Origin of the sequence: Mesorhizobium sp. CA6 (genome assembly GCF_020165035.1) — a bacterium.
Lineage (GTDB): Bacteria > Pseudomonadota > Alphaproteobacteria > Rhizobiales > Rhizobiaceae > Mesorhizobium.
Genome location: NZ_JAIUHI010000006.1, coordinates 262,959 through 285,553 on the forward strand (window position 1 = coordinate 262,959; position 22,595 = coordinate 285,553).

Annotated in this window: 30 protein-coding genes, 1 pseudogene and 1 riboswitch; of the genes and pseudogenes, 12 read left to right on the forward strand and 19 right to left on the reverse strand. The window is 63.6% G+C overall.

Annotated features, from left to right (window positions below):
- Positions 1–55: 55 nt before the first annotated feature.
- Positions 56–352, reverse strand: a complete 297-nt coding sequence (locus LB526_RS11740; RefSeq protein ID WP_140846839.1) for a hypothetical protein — start codon at positions 350–352, stop codon at positions 56–58.
- A gap of 303 nt (positions 353–655) precedes the next feature.
- On the opposite strand from LB526_RS11740, the gene LB526_RS11745 reads away from it, so the two are divergent.
- Entirely contained in the window at positions 656–871 is a 216-nt protein-coding gene (locus LB526_RS11745; protein WP_140846827.1) for a hypothetical protein, read from the forward strand.
- 331 nt (positions 872–1,202) lie between these two features.
- On the opposite strand, the gene LB526_RS11750 is transcribed toward LB526_RS11745, so the two are convergent.
- Together LB526_RS11750 and LB526_RS11755 are read right to left on the reverse strand one after the other, a co-directional pair.
- Positions 1,203–1,583 (reverse strand): YkvA family protein, encoded by a 381-nt coding sequence (locus tag LB526_RS11750; protein WP_224543956.1) that lies wholly within the window; start codon positions 1,581–1,583, stop codon positions 1,203–1,205.
- A gap of 59 nt (positions 1,584–1,642) precedes the next feature.
- Positions 1,643–1,825 (reverse strand): hypothetical protein, encoded by a 183-nt coding sequence (locus LB526_RS11755; RefSeq protein ID WP_036258067.1) that lies wholly within the window; start codon positions 1,823–1,825, stop codon positions 1,643–1,645.
- Positions 1,826–2,073: 248 nt separating this feature from the next.
- Here LB526_RS11755 and LB526_RS11760 point away from each other — a divergent pair, with 248 nt between their 5' ends.
- A complete protein-coding gene (locus LB526_RS11760) occupies positions 2,074–2,223 on the forward strand; it encodes a hypothetical protein (protein ID WP_095770090.1) in 150 nt (49 codons plus the stop codon).
- Between the two features lie 40 nt (positions 2,224–2,263).
- Here the strand turns inward: LB526_RS11760 and LB526_RS11765 are convergent, their stop codons facing one another.
- On the reverse strand, positions 2,264–2,608 hold the full coding sequence (locus LB526_RS11765; RefSeq protein ID WP_224627729.1) for a hypothetical protein: 345 nt from the start codon (positions 2,606–2,608) through the stop codon (positions 2,264–2,266).
- 314 nt (positions 2,609–2,922) lie between these two features.
- Here LB526_RS11765 and LB526_RS11770 point away from each other — a divergent pair, with 314 nt between their 5' ends.
- From LB526_RS11770 to LB526_RS11780, 3 genes and pseudogenes are all read left to right on the forward strand, one after another.
- On the forward strand, positions 2,923–3,180 hold the full coding sequence (locus tag LB526_RS11770) for a metal-sensing transcriptional repressor (protein WP_224627731.1): 258 nt from the start codon (positions 2,923–2,925) through the stop codon (positions 3,178–3,180).
- Between the two features lie 7 nt (positions 3,181–3,187).
- A pseudogene (locus LB526_RS11775) lies at positions 3,188–4,514 on the forward strand (cation diffusion facilitator family transporter).
- A 71-nt stretch (positions 4,515–4,585) separates the two neighbouring features.
- Positions 4,586–5,233 (forward strand): dienelactone hydrolase family protein, encoded by a 648-nt coding sequence (locus LB526_RS11780; RefSeq protein ID WP_224627733.1) that lies wholly within the window; start codon positions 4,586–4,588, stop codon positions 5,231–5,233.
- Positions 5,234–5,247: 14 nt separating this feature from the next.
- Here the strand turns inward: LB526_RS11780 and LB526_RS11785 are convergent, their stop codons facing one another.
- The 3 genes from LB526_RS11785 to LB526_RS11795 form a co-directional block, all read right to left on the reverse strand.
- Entirely contained in the window at positions 5,248–5,727 is a 480-nt protein-coding gene (locus LB526_RS11785; RefSeq protein ID WP_224627734.1) for a hypothetical protein, read from the reverse strand.
- Between the two features lie 252 nt (positions 5,728–5,979).
- The gene (locus tag LB526_RS11790; RefSeq protein WP_224627736.1) at positions 5,980–6,720 is read right to left on the reverse strand and encodes a CbtA family protein; all 741 of its coding nucleotides are present in this window, start codon (positions 6,718–6,720) and stop codon (positions 5,980–5,982) included.
- 162 nt (positions 6,721–6,882) lie between these two features.
- On the reverse strand, positions 6,883–7,092 hold the full coding sequence (locus LB526_RS11795; protein WP_095770085.1) for a CbtB domain-containing protein: 210 nt from the start codon (positions 7,090–7,092) through the stop codon (positions 6,883–6,885).
- Positions 7,084–7,235: riboswitch (adenosylcobalamin (AdoCbl) riboswitch) on the reverse strand. It overlaps the preceding gene by 9 nt.
- An 81-nt stretch (positions 7,236–7,316) precedes the next feature.
- On the opposite strand from LB526_RS11795, the gene LB526_RS11800 reads away from it, so the two are divergent.
- Together LB526_RS11800 and LB526_RS11805 are read left to right on the forward strand one after the other, a co-directional pair.
- Positions 7,317–7,889, forward strand: coding sequence for a histidine phosphatase family protein (locus LB526_RS11800; protein WP_224627739.1), 573 nt, complete (start codon positions 7,317–7,319; stop codon positions 7,887–7,889).
- Between the two features lie 151 nt (positions 7,890–8,040).
- The gene (locus tag LB526_RS11805) at positions 8,041–8,313 is read left to right on the forward strand and encodes a PilZ domain-containing protein (protein ID WP_140846743.1); all 273 of its coding nucleotides are present in this window, start codon (positions 8,041–8,043) and stop codon (positions 8,311–8,313) included.
- Between the two features lie 3 nt (positions 8,314–8,316).
- Here LB526_RS11805 and LB526_RS11810 read toward each other — a convergent pair whose 3' ends face one another.
- Positions 8,317–8,784 (reverse strand): methyltransferase family protein, encoded by a 468-nt coding sequence (locus LB526_RS11810; protein WP_224627740.1) that lies wholly within the window; start codon positions 8,782–8,784, stop codon positions 8,317–8,319.
- A gap of 280 nt (positions 8,785–9,064) precedes the next feature.
- Positions 9,065–9,580 carry a DUF6428 family protein gene (locus LB526_RS11815; RefSeq protein WP_224627742.1) on the reverse strand — a complete coding sequence of 172 codons (516 nt, stop codon included), beginning with the start codon at positions 9,578–9,580 and terminating at the stop codon, positions 9,065–9,067.
- A gap of 42 nt (positions 9,581–9,622) precedes the next feature.
- Between LB526_RS11815 and LB526_RS11820 the strand changes: the two genes are divergently transcribed.
- Genes LB526_RS11820 through LB526_RS11835 form a run of 4 tightly spaced genes read left to right on the forward strand, consistent with a single transcriptional unit; the run spans position 9,623 to position 12,312 of the window.
- Positions 9,623–9,973: an ArsR/SmtB family transcription factor gene (locus LB526_RS11820; RefSeq protein WP_095770080.1), complete on the forward strand. Its 351-nt coding sequence runs from the start codon at positions 9,623–9,625 to the stop codon at positions 9,971–9,973.
- 48 nt (positions 9,974–10,021) lie between these two features.
- Entirely contained in the window at positions 10,022–10,714 is a 693-nt protein-coding gene (locus LB526_RS11825) for an aquaporin (protein WP_224627744.1), read from the forward strand.
- Entirely contained in the window at positions 10,711–11,124 is a 414-nt protein-coding gene (gene arsC / locus LB526_RS11830; RefSeq protein ID WP_140544977.1) for an arsenate reductase (glutaredoxin), read from the forward strand. Before LB526_RS11825 ends, arsC begins: the two co-directional genes overlap by 4 nt.
- On the forward strand, positions 11,125–12,312 hold the full coding sequence (locus tag LB526_RS11835) for an MFS transporter (RefSeq protein WP_224627746.1): 1,188 nt from the start codon (positions 11,125–11,127) through the stop codon (positions 12,310–12,312).
- Positions 12,313–12,524: 212 nt separating this feature from the next.
- Here the strand turns inward: LB526_RS11835 and LB526_RS11840 are convergent, their stop codons facing one another.
- The 10 genes from LB526_RS11840 to LB526_RS11885 form a co-directional block, all read right to left on the reverse strand.
- A complete protein-coding gene (locus tag LB526_RS11840; RefSeq protein ID WP_040980340.1) occupies positions 12,525–12,809 on the reverse strand; it encodes a hypothetical protein in 285 nt (94 codons plus the stop codon).
- An 81-nt stretch (positions 12,810–12,890) separates the two neighbouring features.
- Complete coding sequence (locus LB526_RS11845; protein ID WP_224627747.1) at positions 12,891–13,289, reverse strand: MAPEG family protein; 399 nt, start codon at positions 13,287–13,289, stop codon at positions 12,891–12,893.
- A 71-nt stretch (positions 13,290–13,360) separates the two neighbouring features.
- Positions 13,361–13,846, reverse strand: a complete 486-nt coding sequence (locus LB526_RS11850; RefSeq protein WP_224627748.1) for an SRPBCC family protein — start codon at positions 13,844–13,846, stop codon at positions 13,361–13,363.
- Entirely contained in the window at positions 13,843–14,160 is a 318-nt protein-coding gene (locus LB526_RS11855) for an ArsR/SmtB family transcription factor (protein WP_181175242.1), read from the reverse strand. Before LB526_RS11855 ends, LB526_RS11850 begins: the two co-directional genes overlap by 4 nt.
- A 430-nt stretch (positions 14,161–14,590) precedes the next feature.
- The gene (locus LB526_RS11860) at positions 14,591–14,920 is read right to left on the reverse strand and encodes a DUF2934 domain-containing protein (RefSeq protein WP_224627785.1); all 330 of its coding nucleotides are present in this window, start codon (positions 14,918–14,920) and stop codon (positions 14,591–14,593) included.
- Positions 14,921–15,312: 392 nt separating this feature from the next.
- The gene (locus LB526_RS11865) at positions 15,313–16,422 is read right to left on the reverse strand and encodes a mandelate racemase/muconate lactonizing enzyme family protein (RefSeq protein WP_224627749.1); all 1,110 of its coding nucleotides are present in this window, start codon (positions 16,420–16,422) and stop codon (positions 15,313–15,315) included.
- A 53-nt stretch (positions 16,423–16,475) separates the two neighbouring features.
- Positions 16,476–18,914 (reverse strand): FAD-dependent oxidoreductase, encoded by a 2,439-nt coding sequence (locus tag LB526_RS11870; protein ID WP_224627750.1) that lies wholly within the window; start codon positions 18,912–18,914, stop codon positions 16,476–16,478.
- 144 nt (positions 18,915–19,058) lie between these two features.
- On the reverse strand, positions 19,059–20,057 hold the full coding sequence (locus LB526_RS11875) for a L,D-transpeptidase (protein WP_224627751.1): 999 nt from the start codon (positions 20,055–20,057) through the stop codon (positions 19,059–19,061).
- Positions 20,058–20,369: 312 nt separating this feature from the next.
- Complete coding sequence (locus LB526_RS11880) at positions 20,370–20,597, reverse strand: hypothetical protein (protein ID WP_095768463.1); 228 nt, start codon at positions 20,595–20,597, stop codon at positions 20,370–20,372.
- Positions 20,598–21,108: 511 nt separating this feature from the next.
- The gene (locus tag LB526_RS11885; RefSeq protein ID WP_224607449.1) at positions 21,109–21,996 is read right to left on the reverse strand and encodes a transcriptional regulator GcvA; all 888 of its coding nucleotides are present in this window, start codon (positions 21,994–21,996) and stop codon (positions 21,109–21,111) included.
- A 135-nt stretch (positions 21,997–22,131) separates the two neighbouring features.
- Between LB526_RS11885 and LB526_RS11890 the strand changes: the two genes are divergently transcribed.
- The gene (locus LB526_RS11890) at positions 22,132–22,593 is read left to right on the forward strand and encodes a VOC family protein (protein ID WP_224524686.1); all 462 of its coding nucleotides are present in this window, start codon (positions 22,132–22,134) and stop codon (positions 22,591–22,593) included.
- Positions 22,594–22,595: the final 2 nt, after the last annotated feature.

Genomic DNA, 22,595 nt, shown 5'->3' on the forward strand with positions numbered 1-22,595 from the left:
GTCAGGATCAAGCTGTTGATGGGTCGAACAACCGCCGCATATACAATGGGCTTCATCACGCTGTTGGCAACGCAGTATGGACGTCGGCGAAAAAAAGCAAAAAAGAAACCAGCGGTTGTCGATTTTTGAGCTCGAGGCGCTGCGGGAAGCTTTCAGGCAGTCCGTTCGCGAGAATGACGTCGCGGAAGCGGAATGGGCGCAACACGCCGAGCTTTTCGTCAAAAGAGCGCTTCAAGAAGACGGCCGTCTTACACGAGTTTGAGCGCTCGGGCGCCTGAAGCAATTCCAGGAAGGTCTGCGCGGTTTTCAGCCTTGGAATTGCGGCACCGCGGCTTCCAACCGGTCGGACCATTGCGCCGGCGCGTAGGACCTCAGCAACAATTGCGGGCGCAGCGGGAAACCGACACTCTATCCCTGCGCCGGCTCCCCCCAAGGAAACCCAAAGGTCGGCGCTTCAGCCCGGCTTGCCAGTCAAAGAGCCGTACTCTTTTACCGCCAAGGCAAGCCGGGCTACCCCAACCGCCGGTCCGGCACTTTCCGCTCGTTTGTCGCATCGGGAGCAACTGGCAGCCTTGGCCCCACGGGTCATTGCAATGCGCAGAGGGTCATCCGCTTTCGCGGAACGAAAAGGGGAGTCGGCGCGTTTTCCGCCGCGATGTCGAGGACTCCTCACCATCACAAGGCCGAAAGCCCTTTTCAGGCTTCCGAGGCGGAGCGCCTGGCGCGTGCGCAAAAGAATGCCAGGCTGAAGGATCTTCGCACCCACGCTTCATGGCTCGTGCTCGATCCGCAGGCTCACTTCCAGGAGGTGATCGACTGTTCGGCATTGCTCGGCGACTTGCCGACCCGAAAGGTCGCCCTCGACGATTAGGAATTCCGTGCCTTTCAGGCTTCAGGCGGGCTGTAGCCGGACGGCGTCCTGTCGGGATATCTCGATCAGTCGCGCGATCGCCAATGGCGCCATCAGCGCAAAGAACGCCGTGACATCGAAGAGGATCGACCGCGCCAAATCGAACCCGCTGTGGTCGTAGCAAACTGCGAATTGCATCACGCTTGACCTTTTGAGCCTACACACTGCGCATGTGGTTTCGCGCGCGCCAAAAGCATGACCCTGATTTACAACAAATACAAGATGTCGCTAATCTAAAGATGGCCGCGCCAGGCCAATGCAATCGACGCCGTCTGGTCGGGCCCCGAAGCATTCAGGCTGGCTTTGGCCAGAACAGCCAAGTGAGCGCCAGCGCCGCCAGCACCCAGAGCGCGATCATGAAGGCGAGCCCGGCCTTGCTCACCGGCTTCTCGCGTCTCACCGCCTCTTCGCGGAATTCCTGCATCAGATCGGCCGGGACCAGCTTGACCGCCAGCATGATGCCGACAGGCACGATCACCAAGTCGTCCAGGTAGCCGATTATGGGGATGAAGTCCGGGATAAGATCGACGGGGCTCAGCGCATAGGCCGCGACCGCACCCGCTGTGGCTTTTGCATACCAGGGGACACGCGGATCGCGGGCCGCAATCCACAGCGCCATCACATCGCGCTTGATCCCTCGCGCCCATTGCTTTGCCGAGTCGAAAGCCGACATGCGCCTATTCTATAGCTGTGCGGGTCTTGAGGCCATTCAGCGATGGCCGGCTCGGCCCCTCAGGCGCAATCCTTCAGTTCGACAACCTCGACGCCGAGGCGGAAGGCCTGGCCATCGGCATAGGAGCGCGCATATTGCTCGGCTTCGAATGGAAAGATGAGCGTTGTGCCGTAGGCGGTGACGCGCACCGTCCACTTCTGGCCCCTGACGAGTTCAACGCCGTGAAGCTTCGCCGTAACCATCTCACCCTCCTCAGATCCGGCACTTCAGCGACATCGGCATAACGTCGCGAAAGTCATTTGAATACAAATAATCCGACTCAATCGTGTCGTTACGGTGTCGCTTCCGACATTGGGTCGTTTGCGTCCGTGAAATGGTTCACCGACAGCAGCGCTTTTTTTGCCGGCGGGCCGTGACTGGGCGGCAAGGCCCTGCTCGGAACCGCGAGGGCCCCAGGCGGATTAGAGTCCTGGTTCACAAGGAGACCGCCATGATCCGCAAGCTGAAATCCGGTGAATACCGGCTCTATTCGCGCAAAGTCGATCCCAGAACCGGCAAGCGCCGCAACCTGGGCACCTTCAAGTCCCGCGAAGCGGCAGAAAAGCACGAACGCGAGGTGCAGTATTTCAAGCGTCACTAAGGCAGGCCACCGCTTCACGGCGAGGAGGATCGCGCCTCTGCTACCGGTTTGACCCGTGTGGTCTCGGCGGGGTGCGCGGGCGAGGGTGGCCGGGCACGTTCGAGCCGATATGGTCGAGGTCGCAACGCCTCGTCACCATTTCGACCGAGTTGGTGTCGACCGTCACGCGTCCCAGCACCTGCACGGTCGTGCGTCCGAGATCCTCATCGACATGCACGACGTCGCCTTCGAGTCTGAGCTTGTCGCCTGGCTTCGCATTGGGCTCGGCCATCGAATAATTATGACCATCGCCGTCGAGCTTCAGCATCACGCGGTCCTTGATGCGCTCGATTACGGTGGCGATGACAGCCACCCGGTCGCCTATCTCCACTGCGGGCCGTGTCATTGCGGCCTCCTTTCGCGCGGTCTCTCGCCGCCGGAGCCGCCTGGCCCCACGATAGGTGGCGGCAGCCGCTAAAATAAACGGCAAACCAAGCATTTGGTTGCCGCGGGCTGCCGCTCGCCGCAGCCGGTTGATCACATGAAATCGGGATTTCGCGGCAGAGACTGCTCCGCGGGCCAAGGACCTGCTGCGTCGGCGAGCATCTGCCAGCGGGCACGCTCGGCTGGGCGGCGAGTCCAGCCCTGCCGCGGGCTAGCCTCGAGAGTTCGAGGCGTATCGTCATGGCAATATCCCACCCTGGGGGATAGGATATTGCCATGACGATACACAGCTCCCATCCCAATATCATCGCCCGGCTCAAGCGAGCGCATGGCCATCTCGCCGCCGTGCTCACCATGTTCGAGCAGGGTCGGTCCTGCCTTGACCTCGCGCAACAGCTCCACGCCGTCGAAAGCGCGGTCGGCAATGCCAAGCGCGAGCTGATCCACGACCATATGGAGCATTGCCTTGTCGAAGGCGGCGAACCGACCAGGGACACGCTCAAAGAGCTGAAGCAGCTCACCAAATATCTGTGAGGCGGCGATGTGGGAAAAAGCGCTCGACTGGTTCGGCTTCGGTGCGCACGGACATCATGGCGGCCACGGCCACGACCATCATGGGCCGCATGGCCATACTCATGGCGTGATCGACGCGACCATCGCCACCACAGACCGCGGCATCTGGGCGATCAAGTGGTCGTTCGTGATTCTCGCGGTCACGGCCGCGCTGCAGATCGTCGTCGTGATGCTCTCGGGCAGCGTGGCCCTGCTTGCCGACACCATCCACAACGTCGCCGACGCGACCACCGCCATCCCGCTTTGGATCGCTTTTGTGCTCGTGCGCCGCAAACCGACCAGGACCTTCACCTACGGCCTCGGCCGGGTCGAGGATCTCGCTGGCATCATCATCGTGCTCATCATCCTGGCCAGCGCGCTGGTGGCCGGATACGAGGCGATCAATCGCCTGTTCAACCCGCAGCCGGTGCATTTCCTTGGCTGGTTGGCCGTCGCCGGCATCATCGGTTTCCTCGGCAATGAAGCGGTGGCGGTTTTTCGCATCCGCGTCGGTCGCCAGATCAACAGCGCGGCGCTGGTTGCCGACGGCTATCACGCCCGCACCGACGGCCTCACCAGCCTTGCCGTGGTCGCAGGCGCGGCCGGCGTCTGGCTCGGTCTTCCGCTCGCCGATCCAATCATCGGCCTGCTCATCACCGTCGCCATCTTCGGTATCGTCTGGCAATCGGCGCGCTCGGTGCTGACCCGCATGCTGGACGGCGTCGAGCCCGGCCTCGTTGACGAGATTCACCACGCCGCCGATCATGTCGCCGGGATCGAAAAGGTGGCCGACGTCAAGGCCCGTTGGCTCGGCCACAAGCTGCATGTCGATGTTTACGATCGCGGTCAATGACGGCCTGTTGCTTGCCGCCGCGAACAACATCGCCGCATCGCTCAAAGCCGAGCTCTTCGCGCACATCCCGGCACTCGACGTCGCCACGGTGCGCTTTGCCGAGCTGGAGACGGAAGCCGGCCACCATCATGCGCCGGATCCGTTCCTTGTCGACGGCAAGCTAGCCAGCGGGCTGCTCGAAATCGTCGACACGCCGCAGGGCGAGCGCATGCGGCTGCGCCTGTCGCGTCACGCCGAGGGCCTGCGGGCGAACGTCGCCATTGAAAGGGCGGACGGTGCGGTCGAAAGCCTGCCGCTGTCTCCGGTCGGCGGCGACCATCATTATCTGCAGAGCCTGATCGGACCTGCCGAACCGCACGAATTCAGCGCCAGGCTGCAATTGGCGGCCGGTCCCGACACCGAGGATTTGCCCTTCGCCATGGCCGAACCGAAAGGTCACCATCATGAGCGCGCGCATGGATGATGTGACGGCGAAGGCTTCGGAAAGGGCATGGCTGGTGGTGGGGATTCGATAAGCCGGATAAAAGACGATCATTGCCCGAGCTCAACGCGATCGGCCAGGCGACGCCGGAGGGAAAGCGGATGGCTGCTATTGTACTCTTTCACTCGGCGCTGGGCCTTCGGGCGGTGGAGCATCAAGCTGCTGAGCGCATGCGAAGCGCGGGGTACGATGTTGTGATGCCGGACCTCTACGCAGGGCTGACTGCGGCATCGGTCGACGACGGGCTTGACTTGATGAGCAATGTTGGGTGGGAAACCATCTGCGACCGCGCCAGGGTGGCGCTCCTCCAGACTTCTCCAGACGCGGTGCTCGCTGGCCATTCAATGGGAGCTGGCGTGATCAGTGCCGTTTGGTCAGAACGAGTCGCTGCCGCCGGCATTGTGCTGCTGCATGGCCTTGCTGATATTCCCAGCAATGTTCGCCGACACATCCCGGTCGCGGTCCACGTCGCCGACCCAGATGCATTTGCTCAGCCAGAACAAGTTGCCGACTGGTCGGCGTCGGCGAAGCGCTGCCACGTCAGGGCAGAAATTTTCACCTATCCGGGGATCGGCCATTTCTACACCGATCAAGCGCTGCCGGATTACGATGCGTCCGCAGCCGAGCTGACATGGTTGCGCGTTCAGGCTTTCCTGAAAACGATCGCACGCAAGACCGGGAGCGGTTCGGTGATTCCGTGAAACGCTGAACCGTTCTAAGCAGCGCCGGCTCGCGGAGCGGGTGAACGGAAAATCGACCATGCAGCGGCGCCGAGCGCCGCCACCGTGGCGAGGATCACCGCAAGGCTCGGCAAGTGGAAGAAGATGTCGCGCCATCTGGGCTCGACGATCGCGCCGGTGCTGAAGGCCTCGCCGCTATACTGGCACAGGATCCACGACGCGCCGCTACGCACCATCTCGGCATCGATGTCCGAGATTAGCGCCTTCGCCTCGCGCCCGGCCGCGGGCATCATCGCCATATGGGCGAGCAGCGCCTTGGCGGCGGCGAGATAGGCGTGGCTGCATTCGTTGAACGGGCTTTCCTCGTCGCCGAGGCTGCCCGGCATCAGGCCCCAGAGGCAATAAGTGAATTGCAGATTGCCGTGATTGTAGAGCCGCCGGAAGGTCGGGTCGGTCGCGGTCTGGCGCTGGGCGAGGTCGAGGATCTCGCCGCGATAGCGCGCGATGACGGCCATCTGGCCGTGGGTCAGGCTGGGGATCTGGATGCCGGGAGGAGGCGGGGCCGAGGATCCGCCATGCGCCTGCGCGGATGTGGCGGCCAGAAATACGAGCAGCGCCGCAACCGAGCAATTCCAGGAAAAGTGTGCGGCGGTTTTCCGTCCGGAATTGCGAGAAAACGAAAGACCAAAGTGGCTCTGCGGTCGTACCGACCGTTGAGCCGCTTTGGCCGCCAGGGCGCAGAACCGTGGCGGCCAACGCATCGGATTTCAGGCGTAGCGGCGTGCCGGGCTGCGCTGGTCGCGCACCGCGACCACGCGTTCGGCAACCGCGCCGAAGCCGAGCCCGACGACGGTCCACAGCACCAGCTGGATGCCGAGCGAGGCGACGCGGAATTGCCACAGCACGGTCGCCGAGAAGTTCTCCGGCACTTCGTTGATGTCGGGCAGCGCCGCCTTCACCAGCGCGAAGACGACGAGGAAGGCGAGGCCCGCGACGATCGAGGCGTTCCAGGCGCCGAGCCGGTTCCACAGCCGCTGCGCCAGGCCGACCGCCGCTATCATAGCCGCGATCGAGACGACGATCATGATGAAGAACAACTCGGTGCGGTAGCCGATGGTCTCGGCGTTGCCCACCGCCGGCGGGCTGGCCGGGTATTTGAGGCCGGGGACGACGATCACGGCCAGGAAGCCGAGCAACGCCAGCAGCGCCGAGGTGCCGCGCGGTCCGAGCGAGCCTAGCCGGCCATAGGCGTAGGCGAAGACCAGCGAGAACAGCCCGCCAAGCGCGGCGCCATAGATCAGCACGCCGGTCGCCAGGCCGATGCCGGCCTGCGTGGCGCGGCTGACCATCTCGGGCTCCGGCGCCTCGCCGGCGGCCTGGACCTGCTGTTCCTCGAAGGCGATCGCCTTGTCGACCTGCGGCTCGCCATAGACGCGGGCGAGGGCGAACGCCAGGATCCCGGCGACCAGCCCGACAAGCATGCCGCGCAGCAAAAGTTTTCCAACCATGTCACCAATCCCTCCAAGCAATTCCAGGAAAAGTGCGTAGCGGTTTTCCGTCCGGAATTGCGTTAAGCCAACCAAGCAATTCCAGGAAAAGTGCGCAGCGGTCTTCCGTCCGGAATTGCGTTGGATCAGAATCGAAAGCGGGTTCAGCGATGCTGAACCGCTTTAGTGGCAGGGGAAGCCGAGCAGGTGGCGGCCGTCATGCACGAATTCGTGCACATAGGTGCCGCGGATCAGCGAGGTGGCGCCTTCTTCCGCGCCGACGAAATAGATCGCCAGCATCAAAAGCAGCCCGCCGAGGATGGCCCAGGGCAGAAGCTCGCGGACCGGAATCGCAACCGGGCCGTAGCTGGGGGCGAAGGTGGTGTCGGACATATTGACCTCCCTTGGGATACTGCGTCCCGTTGATCGAGTGCTGCGGAATAAGGCCTGACTTTCGGCTGGTGCCGATCACAGTGGCGCGACCGTGCCGGACTCGCACCGGCTTCCAATCCCGTATAGCACTAAGACACTTGTCAGCACTTCGTTCGCCTGTCAACGACATGTAATGGCGGCACGGCTTCGTGAGGCCTGTTTTTCGCTGGGCCACGGAGTTTTTCATGCTTGTCCGCCTGACGATGATCGCAAGCGGAGCGACGGCCGGCATGCGCAAGGGCCGCTTTCCGAACGATGAGCCGCCGGAGCCGCGCGCCCTCGATCGCGCCGGCGCGCTGGCCGCTTCGCTGCGTCGCGCCGACCGTATCTTGATAAGTCCGGCGCTGGCCGCGCGGCGGACGGCCGAGGCGCTCGGCCTTGACGCGGCGATCGAGCCGCTACTTGCCGAGCAGGATTTCGCACGCTGGGCCGGCAAAAGTTTCGAGGAGGTGCAGGCCGAGGATCCGGAAGGCATGGCGGCCTGGATTTCCGATCCCGGCGCCGCGCCCCACGGTGGCGAATCGCTCGCCGCTGTCGCCCGGCGGGGTGCTGCGCTGATGGAGCGGCTGGCCGGCGAAAGCGGTCACACCGTCGCGGTGACGCATGCCGTGCCGGTCCGCGCCGCCATGGCGCATGTGCTCGGCGCACCGCTTTCCTCGGTCTGGAAGATCGACATCGAGCCGCTGTCGCTCACCGAGTTCCGCTGTGATGGCCGCCGCTGGGTGCTGCGCGCGAGCGGCGTCACTGTCGCCGGCTGAACGCCCAGGCGTGAACGCTCCATCCGTGAACCCGGCCGGCATATCAAGCCGGCACACCACTGTTTCAGTGATCGCTAACGGAACGGAAACGCCTCGCTGCTATCGTGCTGCCCCATGGCAAGGAGGACCTTGCCTGAGGAGCCCGCCGGATATGGCCAATTTTCCCGAGATCGAACGCCGTCTTCATGCGCGCGAATTCGTGCTCAAGGAAGCCACGATCATCGCCGCCGGCGTCAGGATCGGCTGCTCGGTCAGAAATCAGCACGAGCAGGGCGCGGAATTGCGCGTCGGTGCCAATGTGGAGATTCCGGACCGCTTTCTGCTCGAAGTCCCGGCCGACGATACGGCCTATCGCGCTTTGGTGCGGTGGCGGCGCAACGACCGCGTCGGCGTGGCGCTCTACAGCAACGCGCCAAAGGACTGATGCTCAAAAATAGCGGCGCACGCTCGCCCTATAGGCGCGGTAGGGTTCGCCGAACTTGCGTTCCAGATAGGCCTCCTCGCGCAGCACCACGCCGTAATGCAGGATGGGGAAGCTCGCGATGGTCGCGATGACGGCCCACCAGCTGTCAAAGAGCAGCCCGATTCCGAGAAGCAGTCCCATCAAGCCGACATAGAGCGGGTTGCGGGTGAAGCCGAACGGGCCGCCGGTGATGATCGCGGTGGTCGGCAGCGTTGGGTTCACATTGGTGCCGCCGCGCAACATCGTCGAGCGTCCCCAGGCGATGATCGCAACCGCCAGTGCTGCCAGCACTACGCCGAGCACGATGGTCAGCGGGCGGCCGCCGATCGCCAGCGGCCAGACATAGCGCAGCGCCAGCATCGCGATCAGCGCCACGAGAAAGAGCAGCGGCGGAAACACCGCCACGCCCGGATTGTCCGCTTTGTCATCCATAGCCATCTTCATCGACCAGGCGCCATTGCCGCCACTATGCACGGACGCGCATCGTCCAGCAATTCGTGACTTGATCCTGCCTAGGCGATGTGCAGCCCGACATATCGGGAACACAACCGTGGCGCGCGCGTTCACTATCGCCGATCGACAGGGATTGCGCGGATGAGCAAGACAGCCGTTTGGGTGGCGCTGATCGCCATCGTTCTCGTGGGCCTCTATTTGTTGCAGGCCAATGGCATGATCCGGTTCTGATCAGGACGGCGCGTCGCCATTAGCGGGCTCAATAGCAGCGACTCCCTCCGCACCCGCTCGCTGCCTTCTGTTCTTCCAGCCAGCGGTCGCGCGGCTTGCAGCTTGACGGCCGTGGCGACAGCTCGACCTCAACCGTCCCGCCAACAAGGCTCGGCTGGGCTGCCCGGTGCAATTCCATCGGGCGAACGCCGTCGCTGACCTCGAAGGTCAGCTTCGCCGCCTGATCGAGAGCGACATAGTCCGAAACCTTGCGGATGATCGCGGCGAATTTGCCGGCTGGCATATGGACCCGTCCGCCTTCGTCCACGTCCCACAGCTGGACGAATATCTCCGACCATGATTCCGGATTTGCTTCGCAATCCAGCGCTGCGAACTGTCCAGCCTTCACCTCGGTGACATGGTACCCTGGCTTTACCGGCCGCCCGCCGTAGCGGAAAACCAGCGGCTTGTCCTTGTAATCGGCCAGCGCCACCAGCAGTTCGCCGATGGTCAGGTCGGAGGGGTCCATAGGAGCGATGTTTTTCAGATTGTCAGAAGAGAGCATGTCGACTATTCCTCATTTCAATATTTCAAGGATTGTTGAAACGTGGATGAACGTCAAGCCCTGACCGCCTTTGGCGCGCTGTCGCAGGAAACACGGCTGCGCCTGCTGCGGCTGCTGGTCGTTGCCGGCCCGGAAGGCATTGCCGCCGGCTCGCTCGCCGAGCAGGTCGAGGTCTCGCCGTCCAATGTCAGCTTCCACCTCAAAGAACTTGAGCGCGCCGGTCTCGTGACCGCGCGGCGTGATGCCCGCTCGATCGTCTACAGCGCCGAGTTCGACGCGCTGTCCGGATTGATCCGCTTCCTGATGGAGGATTGCTGCTCGGGCCGGCCGGAAATCTGCGCGCCGGCGCTTGCGGCATCTTGCTGCCAGCCGGGCGAGGAGAGCCGGCAATGACCGTCACGCCCGCTACCCAACTCCCATTGTCCAATCCAGGGTCGACCGATGAACACTTTCGATCTGCCGCGCCGGTTCGCGGCTGAAGCCCTCGGCACCGGTCTGCTGGTGGCGACCGTCGTTGGCTCCGGCATCATGGCCGAGACGCTGACGCATGACACCGCGCTGGCGCTGCTTGGCAACACGCTAGCAACCGGCGCCATGCTGGTGGTGTTGGTCACCGTGCTCGGGCCGATCTCCGGCGCGCATCTCAATCCGGCCGTTTCGCTGGTGTTTTGTCTCAACCGGTCGCTGCCTGCTCGCGATCTCCCTGCCTATCTGTTCGCGCAGGTCGTCGGTGGAATCGCCGGCACGATCGCCGCGCATCTCATGTTCGCCCTACCGGCGCTGGAGGTCGCGACGAAACTGCGTGCCGGGCCGGCGCAATGGTTCTCGGAAGTGGTCGCGACATTCGGCCTTGTCGCCGTCATTCTCGCTGGCCTCCGCTTCGAGCGGCGGGCCGTGCCGTGGCTGGTCGGGCTCTATATCACAGCGGCCTATTGGTTCACGGCATCCACTTCCTTCGCCAATCCCGCCGTCGCCGTGGCGCGCTCACTCACCAACACTTTTTCCGGCATCAGGCCGCTCGATCTGCCCGGCTTCGTCGTCGCCGAATTGCTCGGCGCCCTGATCGCGCTCGCGTTGATGGGCTGGCTGCTGCGGCCCGCGGCCATTCCGCAACCCTTGAAAGCAGAGCCATGACGGTCACGATCTATCACAACCCCGACTGCGGCACCTCCCGCAACACGCTCGCCATGATCCGCGCCAGCGGCGAAGACCCTGTCGTGATCGAATACCTCAAGACGCCGCCGGGCCGCGAAAGGCTGCTCGAACTGATCGCCGCGATGGGGATTTCTGCGCGCGAGTTGTTGCGGGAGAAGGGCACGCCTTACGCCGAACTCGGCCTCGCCGATCCAAAATGGAGCGACGATGAGCTGATCGATTTCATGCTCGCCCATCCGATCCTCATCAACCGGCCGATCGTCGAGACGCCGAAAGGGACAAAACTGTGCCGGCCGTCGGAAGCTGTGCTGCCGCTGCTCGACAATCCGGTGCGGGAGTTCGTCAAGGAGGATGGCGAGAAGGTCGCCTATCCGCCAGGGCAAGCCTGATTGGAAGCCACCGCGCCCATCGCACACAACCGCCGCGTCCTCGTTACGGCTCTTGGCATCACGCAGATTCTCGCCTGGGGATCATCCTACTACCTGCCCGCGGTGCTTGCCGCGCCGATTGCTAGAGATACCGGTTGGTCGTTCGCCTCGGTCGTTGCCGGGCTATCCTGCGGGCTCCTGCTTGCCGGGCTGGTGTCCCCCGTCACCGGGCGGCTGATCCAGCGCCACGGTGGGCGGCCGGTGCTTGCCGCCAGCTCGTTGCTGCTGGCGGCCGCGCATTCGCTGTTGGCGACGGCGACCGACTATCCTCTTTATCTGGCTGCATGGCTGCTCATGGGCTTGGGCATGTCGAGCGGCCTCTACGATGCCGGCTTCGCCACACTCGGCCGCCTCTATGGACAGGGCGCGCGCGGCGCCATCACCAACCTGACGCTTTTCGGCGGCTTTGCCAGCACCGTCTGCTGGCCGATCAGCGCCTTCCTTGTCGAGCATGGCGGCTGGCGCACCGCCTGCCTTGCCTATGCCGCGATCCATTTGGCAATCTGCTTGCCGCTCCATCTGTGGAAAATACCGTCGCCTCCGGCCGCCGCGCCTGCGCCGGTCAAAGACAGGTCGAAAGAGGCATCGGCCACCGGCAGAGCGCGGGCGCGCTTCATTCTGCTGGCCTCCATTCAGACCTTGGCCGCACTGGTCGCGTCCATGCTCTCCGTGCATCTGCTGACGCTGCTGCAATTGCGCGGCGCGAGCCTGGCAGCCGCTGTCGGACTTGGCGCGCTGGTCGGCCCTTCACAAGTCGGCGCTAGGGTGGCGGAGCTGCTGATCGGCCGCAACCGGCACCATCCGATCTGGACGATGCTGACATCCGTAACGCTGCTTGCCGCCGGAATCTGGCTGCTGCTGACGAGCCAGACTTTTGTTGCTCTCGCCTTGATCCTTTATGGCGCGGGTAACGGCATCCATACGATCGCGCGCGGCGCGCTGCCGCTGGTGCTGTTCGACCCGCAGCAATACGCGGTGCTGATGGGCAAGCTCGCGACGCCCAGCCTCATCGTCCAGGCGGCGGCTCCGTCCGTTGGAGCGCTGCTTCTTGGCACGGGCGGCGCCAATCTTGTCCTGGCCACGCTGGCGCTCGCGGCAACGCTCAACGCGGGGCTGTGTATTTGCCTGCTTGCGAGCATGCGCCGCTGATCCTTGAAGCGGTTCATCGCCCCACGAAATCGCCGACCTGTCCCGGGCTTTCTCGCCGCTCCAGAGGGAACCCGCCACACATTTTTGACGCGACGGCAATCCGCGTGACGCTCGTCAGGCGACAAACGAGTACCGCGCCGCGCAAAAAACCCGACCCGGCAATTGCCGGGCCGGATTCTCTTGATTGATTCACAGTCGCGAAGCGTCCCTGTTCAGTCGCGATGCTCCGGCATCGCCTTGAGCTGATCCTTCGTCCAGCTGGTGACTGCATGCACGTCGCCGTCCTCGTCGCGCATGAAATCGAGCTGGCTGGCTGTGACGGCCACCGGCTTGGCGCCGATGCCGAGAAAGCCGCCGACATCGATGACGACTTGGCTGCCGTGCAGGTGGTCGACCGAGCCGATCTTCTCGTCATCCGGGCCGTAGATGGTGGCGCCTTCGAGGATGTCGGGCGTCAGCTCGGCGTTGGTCAGTCTTACGTGGCTGGTGTGGTCCATGGCGCATCTCCTGTGGTTGTACAGGGATGAACCTCTGATCGGGGCGAGGGTTCCGCCGACGGAGCGAAAAGCGAGCGCTGCTCAGCGAAGCGCTGCCCAGCCCGTCACGAGGACGAGGACAAGCGTGACCACCGCTCCGGAGACATAGAGGATCGTCCTGACGCTGCCGCCCTTGGCGGCGTTGCCGCCGCGCAGGTAGATGATCATGTGGACGAAACGTATCGCCAAGTGAACCCAGACGAGCACGGCGAGCGTCACCGGCTCGACGCCAACCATCATCGCCAGCAACACGGGCACGACGAAGGGCCCGAGCGCCTCGACCGAGTTCATGTGGACGCGATCGATGCGGTAAAGACAGTTGTCGTCGTCCGCCGGGATCACCGGCCCTGAAAGCTTGCCTGCAAAACCCTTGGACGAGCCTGAGTAGATCGCCAGCGCGACCGAGAGGAGGCAGAGCGCAAGCACGCCGAGGGTGCTCAACCAATAGGCTTCCATTGTTTCCAGTGCTCCTCCGATCGCCACCGTGGGGGCCATGCCCCAAGGAGGTGCTGTCAGGCCGCCCGGGAAAAAAGCGCCTGGAACCGCTGCAGGTAGAGCGGCCAACCCTGATCGCCGTCGACCCCGCTGCGTACGCCTTCCCAGCCTTGGCCATGCCGTTCGATATGGCGGTGCTCGATCTCGACCCGGGTCCGGTTTTCCGCCTCGGCCGTGAAGCGGACCTCCCACTCGCTCGTCCTGGCGAGGTCGGTTTCGATCTGCCAGCGCGGGCTGATGTCCCAGCTCAGAAGCAGTCGGTTCGGCGGATCGTAGGCCAGCACGCGGGCGAAGCGGCACTCTGAGCCATCGACGCCGCGGTCGTAGACGTGGCCGCCGACGCGCGGCTCGAAGATCGTTTCCGCGATCGGGACGGCAAGCAGATTGTGCTCGCGTGGCTTGAAGTTGCCGAAATCCTCGGTGAACACTTTGAAGGCGCGCGCGATCGGAGCCTCGACGACGACGGAATGCCCAACGGGAGCAGGTGCCGGTTGCTTGATCATGTCTCGTCCTTTGTCGGTTGCTCGACGGCCAGCTTGTAGGCCGCAAGCGTCTTCACCCAGAACTGGTCGATCTCCGCGCGAAACGCCGCGAGCCCGTCCGGATCGATCCGGTAAATGCGCTCCTTGCCGGAGCGCGTATCGGCCACCAGCCCGGCATCCTTGAGCACCTTCAGATGCTGCGAGACGGCCGGCCGCGTCACGGGCAGCGCATTGGCGAGCCCGCTGACCGAACTGGGTCGGTCGACCAGCAGTTCGAAGATCGTGCGTCGCGTCTGATCGCCGAGCGCAGTCCAGTATTTCGCGTTAGTAGCCACTAACGCGAAAATTAGGACGGTGCGTCTGACCTGTCAACCCGGATGGAGAGTGCCACCTGTGGCCGGTCCGATTGGCTGGCCAACCGCCTCTTGGTGCAAGATTTTCCGTTCATTTCCGTGAAATCAGCGCAAACGCCGGGGATTGGTGGAGGCCGCCCCAACCTCGTCATTCTATGGCGGAGCAAGGAGCGAAGCGACGCGGCGCAGACCATAGAAATCCATTCCGTGACTTGGAAGCGACGCCACGGTGCAGAATTTTGCTCTGTTGCATTCCTGGGTGAAGGCAACGGCTGGATTCCAGGGTCTTCGCGACGGAGCTTCGCTCCTGCTCTGCCCTGAAAACGATCGCGATGGGCGTTTCGGCCAATCTCCAACGCGTGCCACCTGCCAACACAAACAGAGCCGACCGGTCAAAATCTCAGCAGTGCCTCTAATCGACACCGCGCTTGCGTGCTTGCAGATCGCGCGCCGCTTGCTCGATCGCAGCGCGGTCGTTGCCCAGCCTGTCGAGCAGCTCTTGTGCCTCGTCGCCCGAAATGCCGGTGCGCATGGCAAGCGCCTCCACCGTCAGCACATCCGCGCTGTCGATCTCGCGCGTTTCTGGCAGCGCATCGTCTGCCGTCATCGGCAGGGCGGCCTCGCGGTCGATCTCCAACTCCGCCTGATGCCAGTGCCGTTCGTGATTGCCAAGGATGCCGCCCTCGCGCTGAAAGATCTCATAGGCACGCTGCTTGATCTTTTCGGTCCGATCGTCGTCCATCGCCGTTCCTCCTTGCATGTCACAAGAACGCAGGACAGGGCAGAACGATCCGTGATCGGGTGCTGTGCTGCCGGTCAACATGCCGGGCGTGGCGACAATCGCGCAGGTGGTTCCCCCACTCCGTCTCGGCGCTGCGCGCCGAGCCACCTCTCCCCCCTCCGGAGGGAGAGGAAACGCCAATCGCCGGAGGCGAGCAATGGCAATCGCCAAGTAGAGAGGAAATAGCAATGCCGAGGTCGCGACGTTGCCGGTCAGCATTTCCTCTCCCTCCGGAGGGGGGAGAGGTTGCTCGGCGAAGCCGAGACGGAGTGGGGGACGGCGCTGAAAATTATCGGCCACGTCCGCGGCCATTCCGATCCGAATAGTAAGCCTGGCTGCCCGCCGCTTGCCCCTTACGGCCCGTATATCGCCACCGCTTTGCCGAACATGCCAGGCTCCGGCTTTACGCCGAGCCCCGGCCCCTGCGGCACGGCGATATGACCTTGCTTGATGACGACCGGCTGCTTCTGGTCGAAATGGCCCTTGATGTATTCCTGGGCGATCCAGGCGCCCTCCATGCGGCGCGGCTCGACGGTGGCGGCCAGATGCACGCAGGCCGCCGCGATGATGTCGCCGCCCCAGGCGTCGTCGCAACTGTGCGGTAGCGAGCGGATGGCACAAAGGTCGCGCACCGTGGTCATCTTCGTCAGGCCGCCCAGACGCGTCACCTTGAAGCCGAAGCCGTCGGCGATGCCCAGCGAGATCGCCCGCAGCACCGCGTTCTGATCCTCGGTGCTCTCGTCGAGATAGACCGGATGCGTCATGCGGCCTTTCAGCGTCGCGATCTCGTCCATCGTGTTGCAGGGCTGCTCGAAGACGAAGGGAATTTGCTGGCAGAGCCGGTCAAGATGGATCGCTGCGGCCACCGTCAGGCCCCGGTTGCCGTCGACCGCTAGCCGAGCCTTGTAGCCGACCGCTTCCCAGACCTTGTGGACGACGGCGACGTCTTCTTCGAGATTGCGCCCGCCGATCTTCACCTGCAGACGGGGGTAGCCGGCTTTCACCTTGTCGGCGGCGATCCTCGCCGTCTCGTCCGGGGCGCCGACGATCAGCGAATAATAGGCCGGTACGCGGTCGGTCAGCGCGCCGCCCAGCAGCGTCGAGACCGGCACGCCGAGTTTTTGGCCGAGCAGGTCGAGGAACGCCATGTCGAAGGCGGCCTTGGCATAACCGTGGCCGTTGAGCCGCTCGTCCATCTGCTTGGCCAGAAGCCGGATCGAGGCGATCTCCGAACCGATCAGCCCCGGCGCGATTTCGGCGATCGCCGCGCGGGCGCCCAGCGCATGATGCGGTTGGTAGACCGGGCCGATCGGGCAGGTCTCGCCCCAGCCGGCAAAACCGTAATCGGTAACGATCTCGACCAGCGTCGAATCCAGCGCCTCCACATCGGCGCTGGCCATCCGGTAGACGCCGCCTTTGACCGGCAATTGCGCCGAATAGACGTTGATCCGATCGATACGCATACGGCTTCCCTCCGAAGGACACGTCGGCAACGGGCCTTTGTAGGCCCCGCCTATTACATCCGCGCCCTGGCCGAGGTCGGATCGTAAGGCGAATCCGCGATCACCTCGGCGGCCTTCCAGTCGCCCAGGATCGCGACGTCGAGCTTGGTGCCGGGTTTCGAAAACGGTTCAGGCAGCAGCGCCAGCGCCACGTCATGTCCGAGCGCGTAGCCGTAGCCGCCCGACGTGATGCGCCCAACCAGCGCGCCGTCGCTATAGAGCCCTTCATTGGCAAGCGTGCTGGCGCCGTCGGTCTCGATCCTGAGCGTCACGGATCGCCGCTGGTCGTTACGCTCCTTGTATTTTAGAACCGCGTCGCGCCCGACGAAGTCGCCCTTGTCGAGCCGGATGAAGCGCTCCAGCCCGCTCTCCAGCGCGTTGAGCTCCGGGTTCATGTCGCGATACATGGCGCGATAGGATTTCTCGAGCCTGAGCGACTCCAGCGCATGCAGCCCGACCAGCCGCATGCCGTGCTTCTCGCCTTCCTTGAGGATCGCGTCGAGCAATTGCCGCTGGTAGGGCAGGGGGTGATACAGCTCCCAGCCGAGCTCGCCTTCATAGTTCACCCGCAGCAGCCGCACGTCGCTTGCCAAGGCGACGCTGCCGGTCTTGACGCCGAACCACGGAAAATTTTCGTTGGAAAGGTCGATCTCCGTGAGGGGCTGAAGCACCTCGCGCGCCTTGGGTCCGACAACGGTAAAGCAGCCGCGGTCGTTGGTGACGTTCTTCAAGGATACGCTGCCGTCGGCGGGAAGCAGTCTGGAAAGGTCGTCGAAGTTCCAGCGTTCGGCACGCGGCGTCGAGATCAGGTAGAACAGGTCCTCGCCAAGCCGCGCCACCATATATTCCGCCTGCACGCCACCGCTGGTGGTGAGGTGATGCGCCAGCGTCACCTTGCCGACGGCCGGCAGGCGGTTGGCGATGATCCGGTCCAGCCAGGCGGCCACGCTGGGACCTGATACCTCGAACTTGGTCATCGGCGTCATCTCGACCAGGCCGACGGCGTTGCGTACCGCCTGTACTTCCTCGCCGACGAGGTTTCCCTTGGGCGTCCAGCGCCAGCTATATTGGTCCTTGGCCTCGACGCCGTCGCGCGCGAACCAGTTGGGCATCTCCCAGCCATTGAGCACGCCCCAGACCGCTCCCAGTTCCGTCAGCCTGTCATAGGAAGGCGCGGTCTTCTGCGGCCGAGCAGCGGGCATGTCCTGTCCCGGGTATTTCTGCTCGGCATGCGTGCCCCAGGCTTCGCGCACCTTCTCGCGCGTCCATTCCTTGTTGGCGTAGTCGCCGAAGCGGCGCGGGTCGAGATCGGATGTATCGATACTGTTGCCGCCTTCGACGATCCGCTCCGACAAATAGTAGCCGATCGCTCCGCCCCACAGGATGCCGCCCGGCACGCCTTCGGCCAGCCAGACATTGGGCAGGCCCCAAGCCTGCCCCATCAAGGGCAGCTCGTCTGCCGTCATCTGGAACGGGCCACGCACATTGGCCTTGATGCCGACGCGCCCGAGCGCCGGGACCAGATGCAGCGCCTGTTCCCAGTTCCATGAAACCGCCTCGAAATCCTCTTCCAGCAGATCGGCGCCGAACCAGGCAGGCACGCCGTCCTCGGCGAACAGCTTCAGGTTTTCGGTGCGTTCGTAAGGCCCGAACATCAGCCCATCGCCTTCTTCGCGCAGATATCCTTCAAAACCCTCGTCGCGCAGGATCGGCATTTCGGGCCGGCCGGCGCGCTTGCGCTCTACGACTTCCGGCACCGCTTCGGTGATCCAGTACTGGTGCAGGATCGGGATCGCCGGGATATCGAGGCCGAGCAGCGCCCCGGTCTGGCGCGCGTAATTGCCGGTGGCGCAGACGACATGCTCGCAGGTGATATCACCGTTGTTGGTCTGGACGAGCCACTCGCCGCCGGGCGTCCGCTTGAACCCGGTGACCTCGGTGTTGAGATAGACCTTGGCGCCGAGATCCCGCGCGCCCTTGGCCATGGCATGCGTGACGTCGGCCGGCGCGATATGCCCGTCATCGGGGTGGTAGAGCACGCCCAGCATCTGTTTGTTGTCGAGCAGCGGCCAGAGCTTGCGCGCCTCGTCGGGCGTGAGCAATTGCGCCCGCATGCCCTGCACCTCGGCGACGCTCATATAGCTCTTGAACTCGTCGAGTCGGTCTCTCGAATTGGCGATGCGTAGCTGTCCGCATTTGTGCCATCCGACCGGCTGCCCGGTCACTGCTTCGAGACCCTCATAGATTTCGATCGTCTTTTTGATCATCCGCCCAACATTGATGTTGCGGGAATAGGACGGAATCAGCCCCGCTGCATGCCAGGTCGAGCCGGCGGTGAGCTGCGTGCGCTCGAGGAGCGCGACATCGGTCCAGCCGCGCTTGGCCAGGCCATAAAGAATACCCGCGCCAACGCATCCGCCGCCGACGATCACCACCCGCGCATGTGCTTGCATCGAACCACCAAATCCGGACCATTCTCCAAACCGCGCCGTCGAAGCTACAGGCGAGGCAAGGCGGTGTAACGTTCTGAAAAACTGAGGATGACGATAAATTGAGCTTATGCAGCGATCGCGATTGGCGGATCGCGACCCGGCATCTCACTGCACTTGCCCGTCCTGCGCCGTCTCGTCCTTGAAGTCGACTTTGGTGCCCGGCTTGACCATGGCGGCGAGGTCCTCGGCGTCCCAGTTGGTCAGCCGGATGCAGCCATGCGAGAAGGTGGTGCCGATCTTGCCCGGGTCAGGCGTGCCGTGGATGCCGTAGCTCTCGATGGAGAGATCGATCCATACCGATCCGACGGGATTGTTGGGCCCCTTGGCGATGGTGAAGGGCCGCTTGCTCTTGACGCCCTTGAAGGCGAATTTCGGATTGTAACGATAGGTCGGATTGTGCACCACGCGCTTGACCTCGGCCGTGCCGCTCGGCGCCGGCTTTTCCTCGCTGCCGATCGAGGCGGGATAGACCGCGAGCGCTTTGCCCGACGCATCGAGCGCGCGCACCTGGCGGGCGCCTTTGTCGACCTCGACGCTGGCGACGGCCGCGGGAGGATCGCCACGACCGACATCGGGCACCACCAACGTGGTGTCGGCCTTCCTGAAACCGGCTTTGGGATTGAGCAGCCTCAGCAACTGTTCGCTGACATGGAAGCGCTCCGCCAGTTTTTCCCCCGCATTGCGATAGCCGAGCCGCTTCAGATGCGCCATCCGCTCCATGCGGGCGGGAATGCGCCTGGTGAACGGCCCGCGCACATCCTTGGCCGTGACCTCGTAGTTTGTCAGCACCGGCCCGGCGAAAGTCGCCGCGAGCTTGTCCCAAGTCTCGCGGGTGAGCTTGCCGTCGGAGGGCAGTCCGTTGGCCGCCTGGAAGGCTGCGACGCCCTTGGAGAAATTGTCGGAAAGGCGGCCGTCGATCAGGCCGGGGGAGAAGCGGGCGCGATCGAGAAGGATCTGCGCTCTGAGCACCATCGGATCGACGCCCTTCGGCTCGCCCTCGCTGAATTGCGCCTGGTTGACAGCGGCGAGGTCGAGCTTGGCTGCCAGCGTCCCGCCGCACGCGAGCACCAGCGCCAATCCAGCGATAACAAGCAGCCTGATCATCGACGTCACTCCAGGATCGCGGCAAGAGCCTGTCTCTATGACGCGGCACGGCCGATGTGGTTCCTGTCGCGAGGAGCCGCACGAAGATCATCACGAGTGTGCGCTTTCTCCATATATGTTTGAATTTTAAGCTGGAAACCAGTTCCCATGAATGCAGAGAACTGGCATTATGGTCTCAGGGCCTGCGCATTTTCTTATTCCATGGCCCCTTGTCCTGGTAACCGGCGGCTCCCCAACACCCCCCCGCCCATGCCGTCGGTTGCCCTGTTGGGCGCTTTTCTGAGCCCGGACGGCTGCGTCAGCTGCGGCTAATCATCGGCTGGAATTAAGCTTCTGGATACGTCCCTTATCCAGCCGGAACACGCCGTCGGTACCGCCTTGCTGCTCGAAGTCGGTTTGAAGCTCGTCCCACGTGCCGAGATATGCGCCGCACTCGGCGCAATGGATCGGTGTTGCTGGCTGGGCATCGGCCGGGATCTGCAGACGAATGGTGCCGCAAAACGGGCATTCCAGTTTGTGGTCCAGATATTCGCCAGCCATTTTGCGGAGCATCGCGCAACAAGCACGTCTTCGCAAGCAGGGAATTTCCGGCGAGCTTTGCTTCAGCCGGGTCGATCTTCGAAGCAGCCGGTCGCGAAATGCCGCCGCCAGGTCCGGCGGGCATCCGCCGCATTCAGCCGGTCACACGCGGCTTGAGGTGGACGTCTGAACACGCGCCCTTATGATGCGTGCTTCTCGCAGAAGCGATGGTCGGTCGCGCCCAACGGCCTTTATCAGCCTTCTGGCTTGAGCCTCCGAGATGCCGGTTTTCTCTTTCAGCAGAATGACGAGCTGCTTGTCGTCAATTCGACCGTGGGAACTCCCTTCACCGGGTTCAGTCATATCAAAGATCCTCCTTCCAACCGAACTAGAAGGGCCGCCGAAAGTTTCAACTCGGTTTTGACTGGCTAGGCGCTCCGCGGCGGCATTATCCGCCCAGCGGTCCTCGCAAGGCGAATCGAGCTGGCGGAAAGCCGTCCGGCTTTTGGCTGTCGAGCCCGGAGCTCGCCCGTTAAAGCGGCTCGATCTCCGAAAACAGCCAATCGCGAAACGCCTTCACCTTGCGCTGGCGGATCGCCTCCGGCGGGTAGACCAGATAGAAGCTGGAGACCGCCTTCAGCGCATGGTCGAAGGGCCGCACTAGCCTGCCGGTGGCGAGGTCGGCCGAGACGAGCATGGTCCGGCCGAGCACCACGCCTTCGCCCTGCACGGCCGACTCCACCGCGAAAGTGGCTGAATCGAAAGTGAGCCCGCTATTCGGGTCGACGCCTTCGACGCCGGCGCTGGCCAGCCACGCGGCCCAGTCGATGCGGTAGCCATCGCGGATTAGCGTGTGGTGCTTGAGGTCCTGCGGCTGCTTGAGTGGATGCGGCCCTTCCAGAAGCTTCGGGCTGCAGACCGGAAAGACTTCCTCGCCGGTGAGAAACTCCGACGTCAGCCCGTGATAGTGGCCGGCGCCGTAGCGGATGGCGACGTCGATGCCGTCGCCGCGGAAATTGGTCAATCGCCCGGTGGTCGAGACGCGCACGTCGATATCGCCATGCGCGCGATGAAAGCGGTAGAGCCTCGGCACCAGCCATTTTCCGGCGAAGCCGTCCGAGGTGCTGACGTTGAGCGTCGAGCCGGAATGGCGCGAGGTTGCGGTTTGCGTCGCCAGCGCGAGCTGGTCGAGCGCCTCGCGCACGGCAACCGCATAAGGCTCGCCGACTGGGGTGAGTCGCACCGAACGCGTCGCGCGCTCAAAGAGCTGCACGCCGAGCTGATCCTCCAGATGTTTTATCGCCCGGCTGATCGCGCCATGGGTGAGGTTGAGCTCGTCGGCGGCCCGCGAAAAATTCAAATGCCGTGCAGCGGCCTCGAAGGCCGGCAAGGCGTTGAGCGGCGGCAGTCTCCGGGCCATGACGACAAAGCCATTTGTGAGTTATGGTAACAAATACTTGCCAAATTTTGGTTTGTCCGTCGAGCCTCTTCCAATCAAAAATCCTCACAGAATTTGTGATCAATACTCACTTAAGATCAAATCTGCGAGGACATCATGGCCACCGTTCATCCCTTCCTCTGGTTCAACCTCGATGCCGAAGCCGCGCGAGATTTCTATCTCTCGGTTTTCAAGAACAGCCGCGCGCTGCGGACCATCGAGTTCACCGACAAGCCGCATGCGATCTTCGATTTCGAGCTCGAAGGCCAGTGCTTTACCGCACTCAACGCCGGCGGCGTGCCGCCCTTCAACGAGCGGATTTCGCTCTACATCGAAACCAAGGACCAGGCCGAAACCGATTATTTTTGGAACGCGCTGACCGCCGGCGGCGGCTCGGAGCAGCCCTGCGGCTGGCTGAAGGACAAGTTCGGCGTCTATTGGCAGGTCATTCCCGAACCGGCGCTGCGCCTGATGAACGACCCCGACCGCGCCAAGGCCGACCGGGCGCGTCAGGCGATGTATTCGATGAAGAAGATCATCCTCGCCGATATCGAAGCAGCCCACGCCGGCCGCGCCTGATT